The sequence below is a fragment of the Billgrantia bachuensis genome (assembly GCF_011742165.1).
Classification (GTDB): domain Bacteria; phylum Pseudomonadota; class Gammaproteobacteria; order Pseudomonadales; family Halomonadaceae; genus Halomonas; species Halomonas bachuensis.
This window is the reverse complement of sequence record NZ_JAAQTO010000027.1, coordinates 18,382-35,218: the sequence shown is the minus strand read 5'-3', so window position 1 is coordinate 35,218 and position 16,837 is coordinate 18,382. Positions and strand designations below refer to the sequence as shown.

General features: G+C 65.7%; 17 protein-coding genes. 11 read left to right on the top strand and 6 right to left on the bottom strand.

The window, feature by feature from the left end; genetic code table 11:
* Positions 1-98 precede the first annotated feature (98 nt).
* Complete coding sequence (locus tag HBJ55_RS10695; RefSeq protein ID WP_167114121.1) at positions 99-1,685, bottom strand: peptide ABC transporter substrate-binding protein; 1,587 nt, start codon at positions 1,683-1,685, stop codon at positions 99-101.
* Between the two features lie 259 nt (positions 1,686-1,944).
* Between HBJ55_RS10695 and prfB the strand changes: the two genes are divergently transcribed.
* The 7 genes from prfB to rimI all read left to right on the top strand — a co-directional run bounded on the left by prfB (position 1,945) and on the right by rimI (position 8,586).
* A protein-coding gene (gene prfB, locus HBJ55_RS10690; protein ID WP_167114117.1) for a peptide chain release factor 2 occupies positions 1,945-3,043 on the top strand; the annotation gives its coding sequence in 2 pieces (ribosomal slippage) (positions 1,945-2,019 and positions 2,021-3,043; 1,098 coding nt in all).
* Positions 3,044-3,135: 92 nt separating this feature from the next.
* Entirely contained in the window at positions 3,136-4,686 is a 1,551-nt protein-coding gene (lysS, locus tag HBJ55_RS10685; RefSeq protein ID WP_167114114.1) for a lysine--tRNA ligase, read from the top strand.
* 251 nt (positions 4,687-4,937) lie between these two features.
* Positions 4,938-5,324 carry a hypothetical protein gene (locus tag HBJ55_RS10680; protein ID WP_167114111.1) on the top strand — a complete coding sequence of 129 codons (387 nt, stop codon included), beginning with the start codon at positions 4,938-4,940 and terminating at the stop codon, positions 5,322-5,324.
* A gap of 228 nt (positions 5,325-5,552) precedes the next feature.
* Positions 5,553-6,983 (top strand): MFS transporter, encoded by a 1,431-nt coding sequence (locus HBJ55_RS10675; protein ID WP_167114109.1) that lies wholly within the window; start codon positions 5,553-5,555, stop codon positions 6,981-6,983.
* Between the two features lie 28 nt (positions 6,984-7,011).
* Positions 7,012-7,320 carry a BolA family protein gene (locus HBJ55_RS10670; protein ID WP_167114106.1) on the top strand — a complete coding sequence of 103 codons (309 nt, stop codon included), beginning with the start codon at positions 7,012-7,014 and terminating at the stop codon, positions 7,318-7,320.
* Positions 7,317-8,132 (top strand): hypothetical protein, encoded by an 816-nt coding sequence (locus tag HBJ55_RS10665; protein ID WP_167114103.1) that lies wholly within the window; start codon positions 7,317-7,319, stop codon positions 8,130-8,132. The genes HBJ55_RS10670 and HBJ55_RS10665 overlap by 4 nt, the downstream gene beginning before the upstream one ends.
* Complete coding sequence (gene rimI / locus HBJ55_RS10660) at positions 8,125-8,586, top strand: ribosomal protein S18-alanine N-acetyltransferase (RefSeq protein WP_167114099.1); 462 nt, start codon at positions 8,125-8,127, stop codon at positions 8,584-8,586. The genes HBJ55_RS10665 and rimI overlap by 8 nt, the downstream gene beginning before the upstream one ends.
* Before the next feature lie 15 nt (positions 8,587-8,601).
* Here the strand turns inward: rimI and HBJ55_RS10655 are convergent, their stop codons facing one another.
* Together HBJ55_RS10655 and rsmD are read right to left on the bottom strand one after the other, a co-directional pair.
* Positions 8,602-8,793 carry a cell division protein ZapB gene (locus HBJ55_RS10655; protein WP_103970057.1) on the bottom strand — a complete coding sequence of 64 codons (192 nt, stop codon included), beginning with the start codon at positions 8,791-8,793 and terminating at the stop codon, positions 8,602-8,604.
* 119 nt (positions 8,794-8,912) lie between these two features.
* Complete coding sequence (gene rsmD / locus HBJ55_RS10650; RefSeq protein WP_167114097.1) at positions 8,913-9,539, bottom strand: 16S rRNA (guanine(966)-N(2))-methyltransferase RsmD; 627 nt, start codon at positions 9,537-9,539, stop codon at positions 8,913-8,915.
* Between the two features lie 90 nt (positions 9,540-9,629).
* Between rsmD and ftsY the strand changes: the two genes are divergently transcribed.
* The 4 genes from ftsY (at position 9,630) to rpoH (ending at position 13,673) form a co-directional block, all read left to right on the top strand.
* Entirely contained in the window at positions 9,630-10,991 is a 1,362-nt protein-coding gene (gene ftsY, locus HBJ55_RS10645) for a signal recognition particle-docking protein FtsY (RefSeq protein ID WP_167114094.1), read from the top strand.
* The gene (ftsE, locus tag HBJ55_RS10640; RefSeq protein WP_167114091.1) at positions 10,988-11,656 is read left to right on the top strand and encodes a cell division ATP-binding protein FtsE; all 669 of its coding nucleotides are present in this window, start codon (positions 10,988-10,990) and stop codon (positions 11,654-11,656) included. The genes ftsY and ftsE overlap by 4 nt, the downstream gene beginning before the upstream one ends.
* Positions 11,653-12,627, top strand: coding sequence for a permease-like cell division protein FtsX (ftsX, locus tag HBJ55_RS10635; protein WP_167114088.1), 975 nt, complete (start codon positions 11,653-11,655; stop codon positions 12,625-12,627). The genes ftsE and ftsX overlap by 4 nt, the downstream gene beginning before the upstream one ends.
* Before the next feature lie 179 nt (positions 12,628-12,806).
* Complete coding sequence (gene rpoH / locus HBJ55_RS10630; protein ID WP_167114085.1) at positions 12,807-13,673, top strand: RNA polymerase sigma factor RpoH; 867 nt, start codon at positions 12,807-12,809, stop codon at positions 13,671-13,673.
* Positions 13,674-13,741: 68 nt separating this feature from the next.
* Here rpoH and slmA read toward each other — a convergent pair whose 3' ends face one another.
* From slmA to HBJ55_RS10615, 3 genes are read right to left on the bottom strand one after another with little or no spacing between them, the layout of a single operon-like run.
* Positions 13,742-14,356, bottom strand: a complete 615-nt coding sequence (slmA, locus tag HBJ55_RS10625) for a nucleoid occlusion factor SlmA (RefSeq protein ID WP_167114083.1) — start codon at positions 14,354-14,356, stop codon at positions 13,742-13,744.
* Between the two features lie 47 nt (positions 14,357-14,403).
* The gene (gene argB / locus HBJ55_RS10620; protein ID WP_167114080.1) at positions 14,404-15,324 is read right to left on the bottom strand and encodes an acetylglutamate kinase; all 921 of its coding nucleotides are present in this window, start codon (positions 15,322-15,324) and stop codon (positions 14,404-14,406) included.
* A 32-nt stretch (positions 15,325-15,356) separates the two neighbouring features.
* Positions 15,357-16,754: a phosphomannomutase/phosphoglucomutase gene (locus tag HBJ55_RS10615; protein WP_167114076.1), complete on the bottom strand. Its 1,398-nt coding sequence runs from the start codon at positions 16,752-16,754 to the stop codon at positions 15,357-15,359.
* Between the last annotated feature and the right edge of the window lie 83 nt (positions 16,755-16,837).

Below are 16,837 nucleotides of genomic sequence, written 5' to 3'. Positions count from 1 at the left end.
CAGGGTAGGAATGGCCTGAAACAGGCGTTTGAAGACGTAAAGCAGCATGGTGTCTCCCGGCCCCGGTTGCCCGGGGCCTTATCAGGCGTGAAGGGAGGTCAATTCTCGAAGGAGACCCAGCGCGAGCGATGGATATCCTCGATATTGTTCTCCCAGCCTTGCAGGGCGGGGTTCACCAGGTTGCGCGAAACGTAGTAGTAGATGGGCAAGGTAGCGTTGTCCTCGAGCGCCAGGCGTTCGGCCTCGGCCATGATCTCGCCGCGCCGATCGAGGTCCTGGGTCTCGGCGGCCTCGCTCATCAGCGTATCGAACTCCTCGTTGGCGTAGGCGCCATAGTTGTTCGCCACGCCGCCCTCCAGCAAGCTGAGGAAATTCTGGGCGTCGTTGTAGTCGCCGATCCAGCCTGCGCGGCCCACGTCGAACTTACCCTGCCTGAGGTCGGCGTAGTGCACCGCGACCTCGGAATTGAACAGGTCGGCCTCGACGCCAAGCGGCTCCCACATGGCGCCGATGGCGATGGCCACCTTGCGGTGATCCTCGCTGGTGTTGTAGCGCAGGTTGAGTTGGAGCGGATTGTCGGGACTGTAGCCCGCCTCTGTCATGAGTTCGCGGGCACGTGCCATGCGCTCATCCTGGGACATATCGGCGAAATCGAGCGTCGCCGGTTCGTAATGGCTGACGCCGGGCGGAACGAAGCTGTAGGCCGGCTCCTCGCCCGTGCCCAGGATCTGCTCGGTGATTACTTCGCGGCGCACGGCCAGGCTCAGGGCCTCGCGAACTCGCGGGTCGGCCGTGGGGTGTCCCTCGCGTGAGTTGAGCACGTAGTAGTAAATGCCCAGGTAAGGTGCCGTGTGGGTCGCTTCCGGCAGGTTGTCCTGCAGCCAGTCGTACTGCTGGGCCGGAAACTCCCGGGCGATGTCGATTTCACCGGCGCGAAAGCGGTTCAGGGCGGTGTTGCGCTCCTCGATGGGAAAGTAGACCACCTCGTCGAGCGCGACGCTGTCGGCCGCATGGAAGTGCTCGTTACGCACCGCCTCGATACGCGTCTGCGACTGCCAGCGCTGAACCTTGAATGGGCCGTTGGAGACCAGGTTGTCGGGCCGCGACCAGCGGTCGCCGTGCTCCTCCACCACATGCTTGGGAACCGGATAGGCGGTGTAGTGCGAGAGCTGATCGAGGAAGTAGGGCGTCGAACGCTCCAGGGTGATCTGCAGGGTATGCTCGTCGAGCGCCTCGATGCCCAGCGTGTCGGGCTCCGCCTCGCCCTCGTAGACCGTCTCGGCGTTCTTCACCGGATAGAGCAGGTAGGCGTAGTTGGCGGCCGTTGCCGGGTCGAGGATACGCCGGAACGCAAAGACGAAATCCTCGGCGGTGACCGGCTTGCCGTCCGACCAGCGAGCATCCTGGCGAAGCTGGAAGGTATAGACGGTACCATCCTCGGAGATCTCCCACGACTCGGCCACGCCGGGGATGCGCTCGCCGTCGGCGGCCTCGGTGACCAACCCTTCGAAGAGATCGCCTGCCACGTCGTTCTCCCACACGCCGCTGATCTTGTGCGGGTCGAGGGAGGCAGGCTCGCCCATGATGGCGATACGCAGCGTGTCGGCGTGCAGGGGCAGGGCGGCAAGGCTGGCCATGAGGGCGGTGGTGCGGAGCGCAGGGCGCAAGCGAGATGCGAGGCTCATCAGAATGTTTCTCCTTGTGTCTTGTTATTGAATGGTGTTTCCACTACCAATCTAAGTAATCCTAGTCGATTTAACCATGATGGTAGCGTGCGACTTTGTCCAGTCCACTTGTAGGAGATCGCTGACAGACGCGGTGGGTGAGGATGCGCCGTAGCGGCGAGTTCGCTACAATAACTGCCTTTTCCGTGCTGCCTTTGCCACGGGCCCCGGCCCGTGCCGTGGCGGCCGTTCTTCCATAGCGACTCAGGCGAGCGAGCCCATGCTGGAAACCAACCCCATTCACAACCTCATCAAGGACCTGTCCGAGCGGACAGACGTCCTGAGGGGGTATCTTTGACTACGCCGAACGCAAGGATCGGCTAGAGGAAGTCTCCCGCGAGCTGGAAGACCCGAACGTCTGGAACGACCCCGACTACGCCCAGAAGCTCGGCAAGGAACGTGCATCGCTGGAGATCATCGTCGAGACCATCGACGCGCTCGATCAAGGCCTGGCGGACAGCCGCGACCTGCTTGAGCTGGCTGAGATGGAAGAAGACGCGGACACCGTCGCCGAGGTACAGAAGGAGCTCGACGGGCTCCAGGAAAGCCTGGCGAAGCTCGAGTTCCGGCGCATGTTCTCCGGCGAGATGGACGCCAACAACGCCTATCTCGACATCCAGGCCGGCTCCGGCGGCACCGAGGCCCAGGACTGGGCCAACATGCTGCTGCGCATGTACCTGCGCTGGTGTGAACACCACGGTTTCAAGGTCGAGATCGTCGAGGTTTCCGCCGGCGAGGTGGCGGGCATCAAGTCGGCTACCATTCATGTTCAGGGCGACCACGCCTTCGGCTGGCTACGCACCGAGACCGGCGTGCACCGCCTGGTGCGCAAGAGCCCGTTCGACTCCGGCGGCCGCCGTCACACCTCCTTCGCCTCGGTGTTCCTGTCGCCGGAGGTGGATGACAACTTCGAGGTCGAGATCAACCCGGCGGACCTGCGCACCGACACCTACCGCTCCAGCGGCGCCGGCGGCCAGCACGTCAACACCACCGATTCCGCGGTGCGTATCACCCACGAGCCCACCGGTATCGTGGTGGCCTGCCAGAGCCAGCGCAGCCAGCACGCCAACCGCGACTTCGCCATGAAGCAGCTCAAGGCGAAGCTGTGGGAACACGAGATGCAGAAGCGCAATGCCGCCAAGCAGGAAGCGGAGGATGCCAAGTCCGATATCGGCTGGGGCAGCCAGATCCGCTCCTACGTGCTCGACGACCAGCGCATCAAGGACCTGCGTACCGGGGTGCAGACGAGCAACTGCGACCGGGTGCTGGACGGCGACCTGGACGCCTTCATCGAAGCCAGCTTGAAACAAGGCTTGTAGCTTCGGGCTTCGAGTCGCGAGCCGTAGCCAGCCCGCTTGCGCCCGTGGCTCGGGGCTCGCCGCCCGTAGCGAAATTCTTAACAGGTAACGACATGGCCAATCAGAGCTCTTCCCCGGACAGCCCCCAGACCGACGACAATCGCCTGATCGCCGAGCGCCGGGCCAAGCTGGCGGCACGCCGCGAGCGCGCCGCCGAGACCGGCGGCAGCGCCTTCCCCAACGACTTCCGTCGCGACAGCCTGGCGGCCGAACTGACGGCCGAGTTGGGCGAGAAGGACAAGGCGGAGCTCGAAGCGCTGAACCGCCCGGCAGCGGTGGCCGGGCGCATCATGCGCAAGCGCGGTCCGTTCCTGGTGATCCAGGACCCCAGCGGCATCATTCAGCTCTATGTCGACAAGAAGGGGCTGCCGGAAGAGACGCTCGAGGATATCAAGGGCTGGGACATCGGCGATATCGTGGCCGGCCGCGGCCCGGTGCACAAGTCGGGCAAGGGCGATCTCTACGTGATGATGGAAGAGGCCAAGCTGCTGACCAAGAGCCTGCGCCCGCTGCCGGACAAATTCCATGGCCTGACCGATATGGAGGCTCGCTATCGTCAGCGCTACGTCGACCTGATCATGAACCCTGACTCGCGCAAGGTGTTCGAGACCCGCGCGGGTGTGATCAGCGCCATGCGTCGTTTCTTCGAGGAGCGCGGCTTCATGGAGGTGGAGACCCCCATGCTGCAGCCGATTCCCGGTGGTGCCACTGCGCGGCCCTTCGTCACCCACCACAATGCGCTCGACATCGACATGTATCTGCGCATCGCGCCGGAGCTCTACCTCAAGCGCCTGGTGGTGGGCGGCTTCGAGAAGGTCTTCGAGATCAACCGCAACTTCAGGAACGAAGGGCTCTCGACGCGCCACAACCCCGAGTTCACCATGGTCGAGTTCTACCAGGCCCACGCCAACCATCACGACCTGATGGACCTCACCGAGGAGATGCTGCGCACCATCGCGCTCAAGGTGTTGGGCACCACCACGGTGGTCAATACCGTGCGCAATGCGGATGGAGAAGTGCTGGAGACCTTCGAATACGACTTCGGCCGCCCGCTCAAGCGCATCAGCGTGTTCGACTCGATCCTCGAGTTCAATCCGGACATTCACGCCGAGGCGCTGGCCGACGAGGCCGCCGCACGGCAGATCGCCGAGCGTCTGGATATCGAAGTCAGGGATGGCTGGGGCCTGGGCAAGGTGCAGATCGAGATCTTCGAGAAGACCGTCGAGCATCGCCTCAAGGACCCGACCTTCATTACCGAATACCCCACCGAGGTGAGCCCGTTGGCGCGACGCAACGACCGCGACCCGTTCGTCACCGAGCGCTTCGAGTTCTTCGTCGGCGGTCGCGAGATTGCCAATGGCTTCTCGGAGCTCAACGACGCCGAGGATCAGGCCGAGCGCTTCCGCGCCCAGGCGGCGGAGAAGGAGGCGGGCGATCTGGAGGCGATGTACTACGATGCCGACTACGTGCGCGCGCTGGAGTACGGCTTACCGCCGACCGCCGGTGAGGGCATCGGTATCGACCGCCTGGTCATGCTATTCACCGACAGCGCCTCGATCCGCGATGTATTGCTGTTCCCGGCCATGCGTCCTGAAGTGGAATGAAGGGGCTGCGCTTCGGCCAGGCAAGCCGCTGAAGCGACGGGGGACATGCCTTCGAGGAGGCGCACCGAGCCCATCCCTGGGAGCTACCGGCGCCATCCATGGCGCCGGACCTCCTCTTCGGCATTCCCCCGTCGCGTTACCTTTTCTGACGGAGCAAGCCCGGGCTTCTCTATTCCGAACCGGCGGAAGTATTGGTAAGCGGCGGCACTAGCGCCCATAATGATCACCGTTTCGACGTCGAGGAGACCGCGATGAAACTGCTCAACCGCTCCGCCCTGAGCGTCAGGCCTACCCGGCATTTCGTGGACTGGATCAACGCGCTGGAACCCACCATGGGGGAGGACGACCTCACCCTGGCAGACGTCGAACGTGAAAGCACCGTCTACCTCATCCCCGAGATGGACACCCCGGAGGCGCTGGAAGCCTTCGTGCGCGAGCGCTATCTCGAGATTCTCGAGACCGAGCTGCGCGCCTGGGAAGAGGACGAGCGGCAGTGGCCCGAGGCCATAGACTGGGCGCTGTTCCAGCGTTTCCTGCAGGTCGAGCACAGCTACCTGGCGATCGACCTCGACGATGAGACGGCGCTGGAGATCTCAGAAGTCGATGACTCGCTACTGCTGGAAACCGACCAGGACTGAGGAAAGTCCCGATTTGCTGCTGCGCTTGATATCCCGCTCCCCGGCGGTGTCGAGGCGTCGAACCGTCGCAATCCTCATTTAGCAGGCTGTAAACTCCGGTTGCTGCGCTCCGGCGGAAAGCGGGCTCTCTTCGCTCGCAACGCAAATCGGGCCCTTTCCGTTCTTAAAGATGCGAGAACCGGCTGCGGCCGGTCTTCTCGTTACGTACCCTGCAGTGATGGAAACAGGATGAGCCGACTCTTTTCCACTCGGCCTGGCGACGACGGCTTGCCGGGGCCCGAACGACGCCTGGCGGTGCTGGCGTTGATCCTCGGCACCCTGATGGCCGTGGTGGACGTCACTATGATCAACATCGCGCTGCCCTCCATTGCGCGCGATCTCGAGGTTTCCGCCGCCAGAACGGTCTGGGTCACCAATCTCTTTCAGATCGTCTGCGCCGCCTTCCTGCTGGTGTGCGCCTCCTTCAGTGAAATGATCAGCCGTCGGCGACTCTACGTGACCGGGCTCGGGCTTTTTGTGCTGGCCTCGCTGGGCGCTGCACTGTCGCGTAGCCTGGAATGGCTGCTGGTGTTCCGTGCGCTGCAGGGGCTGGGAGCGGCGGCTACGCTCTCCATCGGCCCTTCGCTCTACCGCTCGATCTTTCCCACGCGTTTGCTGGGCAGTGCGCTGGGGCTCTCCGCCTTGGTGGTGGCGGGCGGCTATGCCGCCGGCCCGGCCTTGGGTGGGCTGGTGCTGTCGGTAGTGAGCTGGCCTTGGCTGTTTGCGCTGCACCTGCCGTTGGGTCTCGTCTCGCTGTGGCTGGCATGGCGCGCGCTACCCCGCGAGAAGGGCCGGCGCGGGGGCTTCGACGGCCGAGGTGCGCTGGGCTCGGTGGTCATGCTGGGCAGTTTCTTCCTGGCCATGGATACCCTGGGTCACGGCGCGCCGCTGTGGCAGGCGTTGGCCTGGCTGGCGCTGAGCGTGGTGGCGGGCTCGCTGTTCCTGCGCCGACAGCGCCGTGCCAGCCATCCGCTATTGCCGCCGCGGCTGTTTCAGGTGCCGCGTTTTCGCCTGGCGGTCTCCGCTTCGGGGTTGGCCTTCGTCGGCCAAGGGCTCGCTTTCGTCGCGCTGTCGTTTCTCTACCAGCAGGAAATGGGCTTCTCTCCGCTGCACACCGCCTGGCTGTTCACGCCCTGGCCGCTCGCTATCATGCTGGTCGGCCCGATTGCCGGTCGCCTGGCCGACCGCGTGAATCCCAGCGTCATGGCGAGTCTGGGGCTGGTGCTGTTGATGCTGGGGCTCGCCTCGCTGGCCATGCTGCCGCATGATGCCGGCGTGCTGGACAGCCTGTGGCGTACGGCCCTGTGCGGCATTGGCTTCGGGCTGTTCCAGCCGCCCAATAACCGCGAGATGATGACCAGCGCGCCGCTCGAACTGAGCACCAGCGCCTCGGGCGTGCTCAGCACGACGCGCACCGTGGGGCAGTCGCTCGGCGTGGCTCTGGTCGGCGCCTTCATGGCGGCCAATGCCCCGGTGCAGGCCACGCTGTGGGTCGGCTGCCTGGCCTGTTTGCTGGCGCTGGCCGCCAGCCTGGCGCGAATGCGACTGGCCGAGGCTGCCCGGGCGAACGACGCCGAGGAGGCCCCCCAGGTGCAGTCGTCGAGCAAGCGAGTACAATGAACCTCACACCCATGATCGAGGAGCCCGAATGAGCATCCAGGCCGTCATCGAAGAGAAGCTGCAGGCCCTCGAGCCCACCTTTGTCGCGGTGGAGAACGAGAGCCATCGTCATGCTGTGCCCGCCAACTCCGAAACCCATTTCAAGGTCACGGTGGTGTCGGGGCACTTCCAGGGGCTGATGCCGGTGAAACGCCATCAGCGCCTCTATGCGCTGCTCGCCGACGAGCTGGCAGGGCCGGTGCATGCCCTGGCCCTGCATCTCTATACGCCTCAGGAGTGGGCCGCCCGCGGCGAAGCCCGGCCCGACTCACCCAACTGTCGCGGCGCCGGCGCGTGACCACCGAGCCGCAGCGCCTCCAGTACCTGGAGGCGATGGGATTGACCGCCTGGGTGGCGCGCTATCGGCTGCCCCATGCCCGGCCGACCGAGGCCTGCGAATGGGAGCTGCCCGAGCGGCCTGCTGCTTCGCCGCCAGCGGAGCGCCTGCATGCCCTGCTGGACGAAGCCGATAGCGCGGCCCGCCAGGCGCCGCCCGGGCCGCCACCGGCAGAGCCGCCGCGGTCGACACCCCCACGGCGCGCTCGACAAATGCTGGGTATCTCGCCCTCTAGCGAAGAGGCCCCGTCGTCGACAGACGAGACCGCCTTGCCCGCGGAAGCGAAGCCGCCCCAGCAGCCGCTGCGCTTCGTCCTGCAGGTGGCATGCCTGGGGGGGCGCTGGCTGGTGATCGTGCCGCAGGTGGCGCCACTGGACGCCAACCAGGGGCAATTGCTGGGCAATCTATTCAAGGCAGCCGCGATCGACATCGAACCGCCGCTGGCGTTCGAGGCGTATCGCTGGCCGCCGATGGAGAACCTGCCGGTCGAGGCGCCGCTGGAAGAGGCACGCGAAGGACTACAGGCCTTCGTCGAGGGCACGCGACGGCGCGGCTGGTCGCCGGAGCGAGTGCTGGTGTTCGGCCAGGACGACACGCTCGAACGCCTGCTAGACATGCGCGAGGGGCGAGTCGAGCTGCTCGGGTTGCCCGGCTGGCAAGGGCCCGCGTTGACCGAGCTGGCGCAGAGCGCCGCGGTCAAGCGCGAGTTGTGGCCCACCCTGCTGGAGTGGCGGTGGGCTTGGTCGGAGCGTGACGGCGAGGCCGATGACTGAGGTCGGCGTACGCCAGCTTGAGGCAGGCGATCTGGAGTGTCTGGCGGCGCTGGAACGCTGCCAGGCGCGGCCTTGGTCGCGCTGCCAGCTCGAGGCCGCTCTCAACGATGAGCACGGCTGCGTGCTGGGGGCCGAGGTGGCGGGAGAGCTGGTGGGGCATGCCGTGGTGGCCAGGCTGTCCTTCGAGGCCGAGCTGCAGGCTATGCTGGTGGCGCCCGCCATGCGTCGGCGCGGCCTTGCCGCCGCGTTGCTCGGTGCAGTGTTGAAGCAGTGTCGGCGGTGGGGCAGCGAACGTCTACTGCTCGAGGTCAGGGTGGGCAACGAGGCCGCTATCCACCTCTACCGCCGCGCGGGTTTCGGCGAAGACGGACGGCGGCGCGGCTATTACCCGCCCTTGGATGAGGTTGCCGACGCGAGCAGGGAAGATGCGATCCTGATGTCGCGTCGGCTGTGAGGCAGGCGGGAGGGCTCAGCCTCTTTCGGTTTCCACCTCGTCGAACTTGCCCAGCAGCGCGGTCAGGCGGCGCTCCCACTCCTCGCGCTCCTGCTTCAGCCGGCTGTTTTCCTCGCGCAATTCCTCGGCCTCCATCTTCAGCAGCTCCAGGGCCTCGACGGCACTGGCCACTTTCTGTTCGAGCCGGTTGAAGAGTTCGGTGCTCATCGTGTTCTCCTGAAATGACATCCTGCCGGGGCGGGCCCCTGCCCGCGCTGAAATCCGTTGCGCAGCGTAACGCCGTGGGCCGCGGCTGGGCAAGAGTAGCCGAACGGCGACGGCCCGTATCAGATGCCTGGTGCCGTCAGGCGCCGGTAGAGTCGTCCGGTACTGTCGCCGGCTCGCACTTCGCGATGCAGCGACCAGGTGGTGGGAACGCGCACCTCGAGCGCCGTTTCGGTCTCCAGATAGATCCAGGCGTCCGGCGTCAGCCAGCCCTGCTCGAGACGCTCGCAGCAGGGCTCGGCCAGGCCTTGGCGAAATGGCGGGTCGAGAAAGGCCAGCGTGAAGGGGGCGAGCCCAACTGGGCCTGCCGCCAGGAGGGCTAGGGCATCGCCGTCATGCACCCGGCCCCGTTCTGTAGCGCCCAGTGTGTCGAGATTATTTCCAAGCGCTCGAGCGACCTGGCCGTCGCGTTCGACGAACAGCGCCGTGGCGGCACCGCGGGAGAGCGCCTCCAGGCCCAGGGCGCCGGTGCCGGCGAAAAGATCGAGCACCCGGGCGCCCGGTGTGGCTGCGGCCAGCCAGTTGAACAGGGTCTCGCGCACCCGGTCCGGCGTGGGGCGCAGGCCGGGGCTGTCGAGCACCGGCAGTAGCCGGCGGCGGAATTCGCCGCCAATGATGCGCAGGCGGCCGCTGCCTTGGGGCGAGCGAGTGCCGGAGCGTGAACGAGAGGTGGAGCGGCGACGTGTCATGCGTCCGAATTGTACCCGTCGGCTTGTCCACAGTCATGATGCGCGGTGTTAGGATGTAGCGATCATTCACCCGTGAGGCTGAATTCCCCCATGTTCGGTTTTTTCAAGCGCAAGAAGCAGGAAGAGCAGCAGGACGAGCTGAAAGAGAAAGGGCGCCAGCCGACCCAGCCCGAAGAGGAGGGCGTAAGCGCGGAGCGGTCTGAAGAGGGCTCCACCGCGAGCGAGGCCGCGGCTGAGCCGGTTGGCCACGAAGCGGCGCCCGCCGAGCCCGATGTCGTCGACACCCCGCGCCACGAAGAGAGCGCCATGGCCGGGCCGGCGGCGGACGAGGCGCGTGAGCGGACCGAAGCGTTCGACGAGGTCGATCAGGAGGAGGAGAACGCGGTACTGCGCGAGGAGGCGCTGGCGCCCGAGCCACCAGCCGCCGAGCCCGAGCCCGAGCCGCCGGAAGCTGAGCCGGAATCCGCGCGCATGCCGCTGCAGGAGAAGCCCGGCGCCGAGAAGAAGGGCTGGTTCTCGCGTATTCGCTCCGGCCTGGGCAAGACCCGCGCCAACCTCACCGAAGGCATCGCCGGGCTGTTCCTGGGCAAGAAGCAGATCGATGACGAGCTGATCGAAGATCTCGAAACCCAGCTGTTGATGGCCGACGTGGGCATCGAGGCGACCACGGAGATCATCGACCGCTTGGCTGAACGCGTCTCACGCAAGGAGCTCAAGGATCCCCAGGCGCTTTATCGCGCGCTGCAGGACGAGCTCGCCGTGATGCTCGACGCCGTGGCCAAGCCGCTGGCGCTGCCGGCCAAGGGCGAAGGGCCCTTCGTGATTCTGGTGGTGGGTGTGAACGGTGTAGGCAAGACCACCACGATTGGCAAGCTGACCCAGCGCTTCCAGCGCGAGGGGCATAGCGTGATGCTGGCCGCTGGCGACACCTTCCGTGCCGCCGCGGTGGAGCAGCTCAAGGTGTGGGGTGAGCGTAACAAGGTGCCGGTCATCGCCCAGCATACCGGCGCCGACAGCGCTTCGGTGATCTACGACGCGGTGGCCGCAGCCAAGGCGCGTAACATCGACGTGCTTATCGCCGACACCGCCGGGCGCTTGCACAACAAGGGGCACCTGATGGAAGAGCTCAAGAAGGTGCATCGGGTGATGGGCAAACTCGACGCCCGCGCGCCCCATGAGGTGATGCTGGTGCTCGACGCCGGCACCGGCCAGAACGCGCTGGCCCAGGCTAATACCTTCAACGAGGCGGTGCCGGTCACCGGTATCACCCTGACCAAGCTCGACGGTACCGCCAAGGGCGGTATTATCTTTGCCCTGGCCAAGCAGCTGGGTACGCCGATTCGCTTCATCGGCGTGGGAGAGGGGCTCGACGACCTGCGCCCCTTCGAGGCCCGTGACTTCGTCGATGCACTCTTCGACCAGGGCGATGAAGGAGCCGCCGCCGCGCCATGATCCTCTTCGAGCATGTGGGGAAGCGCTACGGCGGACGCTTCGAGGCGTTGGCCAACATCGATTTCCGCGTGCAGCGTGGCGAGATGGTCTTTCTCACCGGCCATTCGGGGGCCGGCAAGAGTTCCTTGTTGCGCCTGATCATGCTGCTGGAACGGCCGACCCGCGGGCGGGTGCTGGTGGCCGGTCACGATATCGGTCGCCTGCATCCCAGCCAGGTGCCGTTCTATCGGCGCCAGATCGGTGTGGTGTTCCAGGACCACCAGTTGCTGCTCGATCGCTCTATCTTCGATAACGTGGCGCTGCCGCTGGAGATCCGCGGCGTCGACCCGCGCGAGGCCGCCCGGCGGGTGAGGGCGGCGCTGGACAAGGTGGGGCTGCTGCACCGCGAGAAGGCTTTGCCGATCGAACTGTCCGGGGGCGAACAGCAGCGCGTCGGCATCGCCCGGGCAGTGGTCAACAAGCCCTCGCTGTTGTTGGCCGACGAGCCCACCGGCAACCTCGATCCGCAGCTTTCGGCCGACATCATGGCCCTGTTCGAGGACTTCAACCGCATCGGCACCACGGTGTTGATCGCCAGCCATGACCTGGCGTTGATCGCCCGCCTGCGTCATCGCGTGCTGCGTCTGCGCGACGGGCGCTTGATCGCCGACGAGGAGGCTGCATGAGTCGGCAGCCGCCCGCCCCGCCTCGCGGTGCCCGCAGCCAGCGCACTCGCTCATCGAGCCGCTTTCGCGGCTGGCTACGCCACCATCGCGCCATGTGCCTCGCCAGTGCCCGCCGTTTGCTGCGCGCGCCCATAGGCAGCCTGCTCACCATGCTCGCCATCGCCATCGCCCTGGTGCTGCCGGCGGCACTGTGGCTGGCGCTGGATAGCGCGCGGCTGCTCGATGCCGAACTCGAGGAGAGCGCCACGCTTACCGTCTATCTATCCCACGGCGTTGACGAGGCCCAGGCCGGGCGCATCGACGAGGCGGTGGCGGCACATGAGGGTGTGGCGCGCACCCGGCTGATCAGTGCCGCCGAGGGCATGGCCGAGTTCCAGCAGGCGCTGGGGTTGGCCGATGCCCTCGGTCGGCTCGAGGACAATCCGCTGCCGGTCAGCATCGTGGTGATGCCTCTCGATCCGGCTCCCGAGGCGGTGCGGCGGCTTGCCGATTCGCTGGAGAGCCTGTCCGGCATCGATGAGGCTCGCCTCGACCTGGCCTGGCTCGAGCGGTTGCGCCATTTGGCCGAGCTCGGAAGTCGCTTGGTGCTGGCGCTGGCGGTGCTGTTCGGCCTGGGCGTGTTGCTTATCGTGGGCAATACCATTCGCCTGGCAGTGGAGAGTCGCCGCCAGGAGATCGAGGTGGTGATGCTGATCGGGGCCACCCACGCCTTCGTGCGTCGCCCCTTCCTCTACAGCGGTGCCTGGTACGGGCTCGGCGGCGGCCTGCTTGCCTGGGGGCTGCTGGGGCTCGGCAACCAGTGGCTGTCAGTGCCGGTGAGCGCGCTTGCGGCCAGCTACGGCGCTACCTTCGCCCTGCCTCGCCTGGGGCCGGAGGGCTCGGCAACGCTGCTGTTGTGCAGTACACTATTGGGCTGGCTGGGTGCCTGGATCGCCGTGAGCCGCCACCTCGCGGAGGTTAGGCCGCGATAAGGAGCCGCGGAGGTTCGGCCCCGACAAGGGAGCCGCGCTGCGACACCCTGTCACGTCGCTGCGCTAGCGACCACGATCGGCATCTGCCACGCTGAGGAAGAAGGGAACATTATCGGTTATCGCCCGTCTAATCAGGCGGTTGAAAAGGCATATCAGGTTTCTCAAGGAGACAACCCGCAATGAGCACCAGTCTTCTGCCGGTGGGTCAGCTCTCGCCGGGGCATGACCTCAACGGGTACATTCAGGCGGTCAATGGCATTCCCATGCTTACCGCCGAGGAAGAGCGCGAGCTCGCCTTCCGCCTGCACGACGAGGGCGATCTGGAGGCGGCGCGTCGCTTGGTGCTGTCGCATCTACGCTTCGTCGTGCACATTGCGCGCAGCTACTCCGGCTACGGCCTGCCCCAGGCCGACCTGATTCAGGAAGGCAACGTCGGCCTGATGAAAGCCGTCAAGCGCTTCGATCCCAATCAGGGAGTGCGCCTGGTCTCCTTCGCCGTGCACTGGATCAAGGCCGAAATCCACGAATTCGTGCTGCGCAACTGGCGCATCGTCAAGATTGCCACCACCAAGGCCCAGCGCAAACTGTTCTTCAACCTGCGCAGCGCCAAGAAGCGCCTGGCCTGGCTCAACAACGACGAGGTCGACGCCATTGCCCGCGATCTCGACGTCAAGCCCGAGGTGGTGCGTGAGATGGAGGGGCGCCTGGCGGCTCACGACGCCGGCTTCGACGCTTCTCCGAGCGAAGACGAGGACTCCGCTTACCAGTCGCCTGTCCACTATCTGGACGATGACGGCTCCGACCCTGCCGTACAGCTCGAGGACAGTGACTGGGAGGACGACGCGAACCGTCGCCTCAAGATGGCCCTCGAGGCGCTGGACGAGCGCTCCCGCGACATTCTCCAGCGGCGCTGGCTGGCCGATGACAAGTCGACGTTGCACGAATTGGCTGACGTCTACGGCGTCTCCGCCGAGCGTATACGCCAGCTCGAAAAGAACGCCATGAAGAAGATTCGCCAGCAGTTGGGTGATGCCCTGGCAGCCTGAGCGGCACCTCAAGCCGAACGACGAAGCCCCGGTTCAGTGAACCGGGGCTTTTGCATGCGGCGGTTGGCCTACGCGCTCTGTGTGATAGGCGCGCGCATCAACTGCGACGAGAGCAGCGCCCACTGGTCGTCCCAATGCTCGGTGGGGCGGCGCTGGAAGTCGCTGCGCACGTACTGCGATATGCGCCCCTCAGCCACTGCGATCAGCATGTTGGCGGTGGCCGACACCGTCAATACGGTGCGGCGGCGCTCGCGCAGCTCCGCTTCGCGCAGGACCTGCTTGAGCTGGGTTTCCAGGCGCTCGAAGAGCTGATGGATGCGCAGCCTGAGCCGAGCGGTCTCGCCGGTCAATACGTCGCCTTCGAGCAGGCGCGAGAGGCCGGGGTTCTTCTCGGCAAAGGCCAGCAGCAGCGTGAGGATCTGACCGCAGCGCGGCACAGCCTCGGGGAAGTCCTCGAGAATGCGACTGATGCGCTCGAACAGCGTCTCCTCGATGAATTCGATGAGGCCCTCGAACATGCGAGCCTTGCTTGGAAAATGGCGGTATAGCGCGGCTTCGGAGACGCCCACCTGGCGTGCCAACGCCGCTATGGTGATGCGCTTGCCGCTGTCCTCCTCCAGCATCAGGGCGAGCGACTGCAGGATCTGCTCGCGCCGGCTGGTTGGTTGCGTTGCCTGCGTCATGTCGATGTTTGTCTTCTGGTTATTGGAGTGGCTCAGGGCGGTTGGCCTCAGGCGCTGTCGTTCCCTTGCTGCTCGGCATCGGTGATCAGGGTGCCGACACCTGCATTGGTGAAGATCTCCAGCAGCGTGGCGTGGGGCACACGGCCGTCGATGATATGCGCACTTCTCACGCCGCCCTTCACGGCGTCCAACGCGCAGCGGATCTTGGGCAGCATACCACCATGGATGGTGCCGTCGGCGATCAGCGCGTCGACCTGGGCGGTGGTCAGCCCGGTAAGCACTTCGCCCTCGGCGTTCATCAGGCCGGCGACGTTGGTCAGCAGCATCAGCTTCTCAGCGCCCAATGCCTCGGCCACCTTGCCGGCCACGAGGTCGGCGTTGATATTGTAACTGTGGCCCTGGGCATCGACGCCGATGGGCGCGATCACCGGAATGAAATCGCGCTCTGCGAGCATCTCGATCAGGTCGGTGGAGACGTGCTCGACCTCGCCCACGTGACCGATGTCGATGATCTCGGGAGCGGTCATTTCCGGCGTCTTATGCTCCACCTTGAGTTTGCGCGCGCGGATCTGGGCGCCGTCCTTGCCGGTGAGGCCGATCGCCTTGCCGCCACACTGGTTGATCAGGTTGACGATGCCCTTGTTGACCAGCCCGCCGAGCACCATCTCCACCACGTCCATGGTCTGCGAGTCGGTGACTCGCATGCCGTTGACGAAGCGCGACTCGATCTTCAGCTTGCCCAGCAGATCGCCGATCTGCGGCCCGCCGCCGTGCACCACCACCGGATTGATCCCCACTTCCTTCATCAACACCATGTTGCGGGCGAAGGAGTCGATCAGGGTGTCTTCGGTCATGGCATTGCCGCCGTACTTGACGACGACGGTCTTGCCGGAGAAGCGCTGGATATAGGGAAGTGCCTCGGAAAGCACTTCCACTACCAGCCGTGGGTCACGAGTCGTTTCGGTCATGGTCCTTCCTCAAGGAGTCGAAAACGCCGCCGTCAGCTCGGCAGCGTCAGCGCCGGGTCGACCTGCTTCAGGGCGTCGGCGAAACAGTGGCGAATGCGTTCGAGGGCCGCGTCGCTCTTGCCCTCGAAGCGCAGTACCAGCACCGGGGTGGTGTTCGAGGCGCGGCACAGGCCCCAGCCGTCGGGGTAGTCGACGCGGATGCCATCGAGGGTGGTCTTGACGCCATCGTTACCGAAGTCGCCTTCACGGGCCAGCTTGTCGACCAAGTCGAACTTGTTCTCGTCGGTCACGTGCACGTTGATCTCGGGGGTGCCGATATCCTGCGGGTAGCGGGCGAAGAAGGCGTCGGCGTCCTCCTCCTGCTTGGACAGGATCTCCAACAACCGGGCGGCACCGTAGAGGCCATCGTCGAAGCCGTACCAGCGCTCCTGGAAGAAGATATGGCCGCTCATCTCGCCGGCGAGTGCCGCGCCGGTCTCCTTCATGCGCGCCTTGATCAGCGAGTGGCCGGTGCGCCACATTTCCGGCGTGCCGCCGGCCCGCTCGACGACGCCCGCCAGGTTGCCGGTGCACTTGACGTCGAAGATCACCCGGGCGCCGGGATTGCGCGACAGCATGTCCTCGGCGAAGGCCATCATCAGGTGATCGGGATAGATCAGCTTGCCGCTAGGGGTGACCACGCCCAGGCGATCACCGTCGCCGTCGAAGGCCAAGCCGATATCGGCGCCTGTCTCCTTTACCTTGCGGATCACGTCCTGCAGGTTCTCGAGCTTGCCCGGGTCGGGGTGGTGATTGGGGAAGTTGCCGTCGACCTCGGCGAACAGCGGTATGGTCTCGGCGCCGAGCCGTTCAATCAGCTTGGGTCCCAGCTCGCCGGCCACGCCGTTGCCGCAATCGACCACTGCCTTGAGCGGGCGCTCCAGCTTGACGTCGCCGAGGATGCGCTCAAGGTAGGCGTCGCGCAGGTCGTCCTGGCGCACGCTGCCCTGGCCTTCGGCCAGATCGTCGGCCTCGATGCGCTGGTAAAGCGCGGTGATCGCCTCGCCGGAAAGTGTCTCGCCGCCCAGCACGATCTTGAAGCCGTTGTAGTCCGGCGGGTTGTGGCTGCCGGTGACCATCACACCGGAGGCGGTGCCCTCCAGCACGTGGGTGGCGAAGTAGAGCACCGGGGTGGGCACCATGCCGATATCGACTACATCGCGCCCGGCGGCGGTCAGGCCGCGAATCAGTGCCTCGCTGAGGCGCGGGCCGGAGAGGCGGCCATCGCGGGCCACCACCACGGTGGATTCGTTGCGCGCAGCGGCTTCCGAGCCGATCGCCCGGCCGATCTTCTCGACGGTCGCCTCGGTCAAGGTATCGTCGACGATGCCGCGAATGTCGTAGGCGCGAAAGATGGAGGCCGGTACGCTGCTGTTCGTGACTTGGCTCATAGCGGTTCCTTGTCAGACAGAGATGAGTTCATGTGTGCCAGGTTGCGAGTGCGCTGCCGGACGGTCCCGTTCCCTGGGACGGC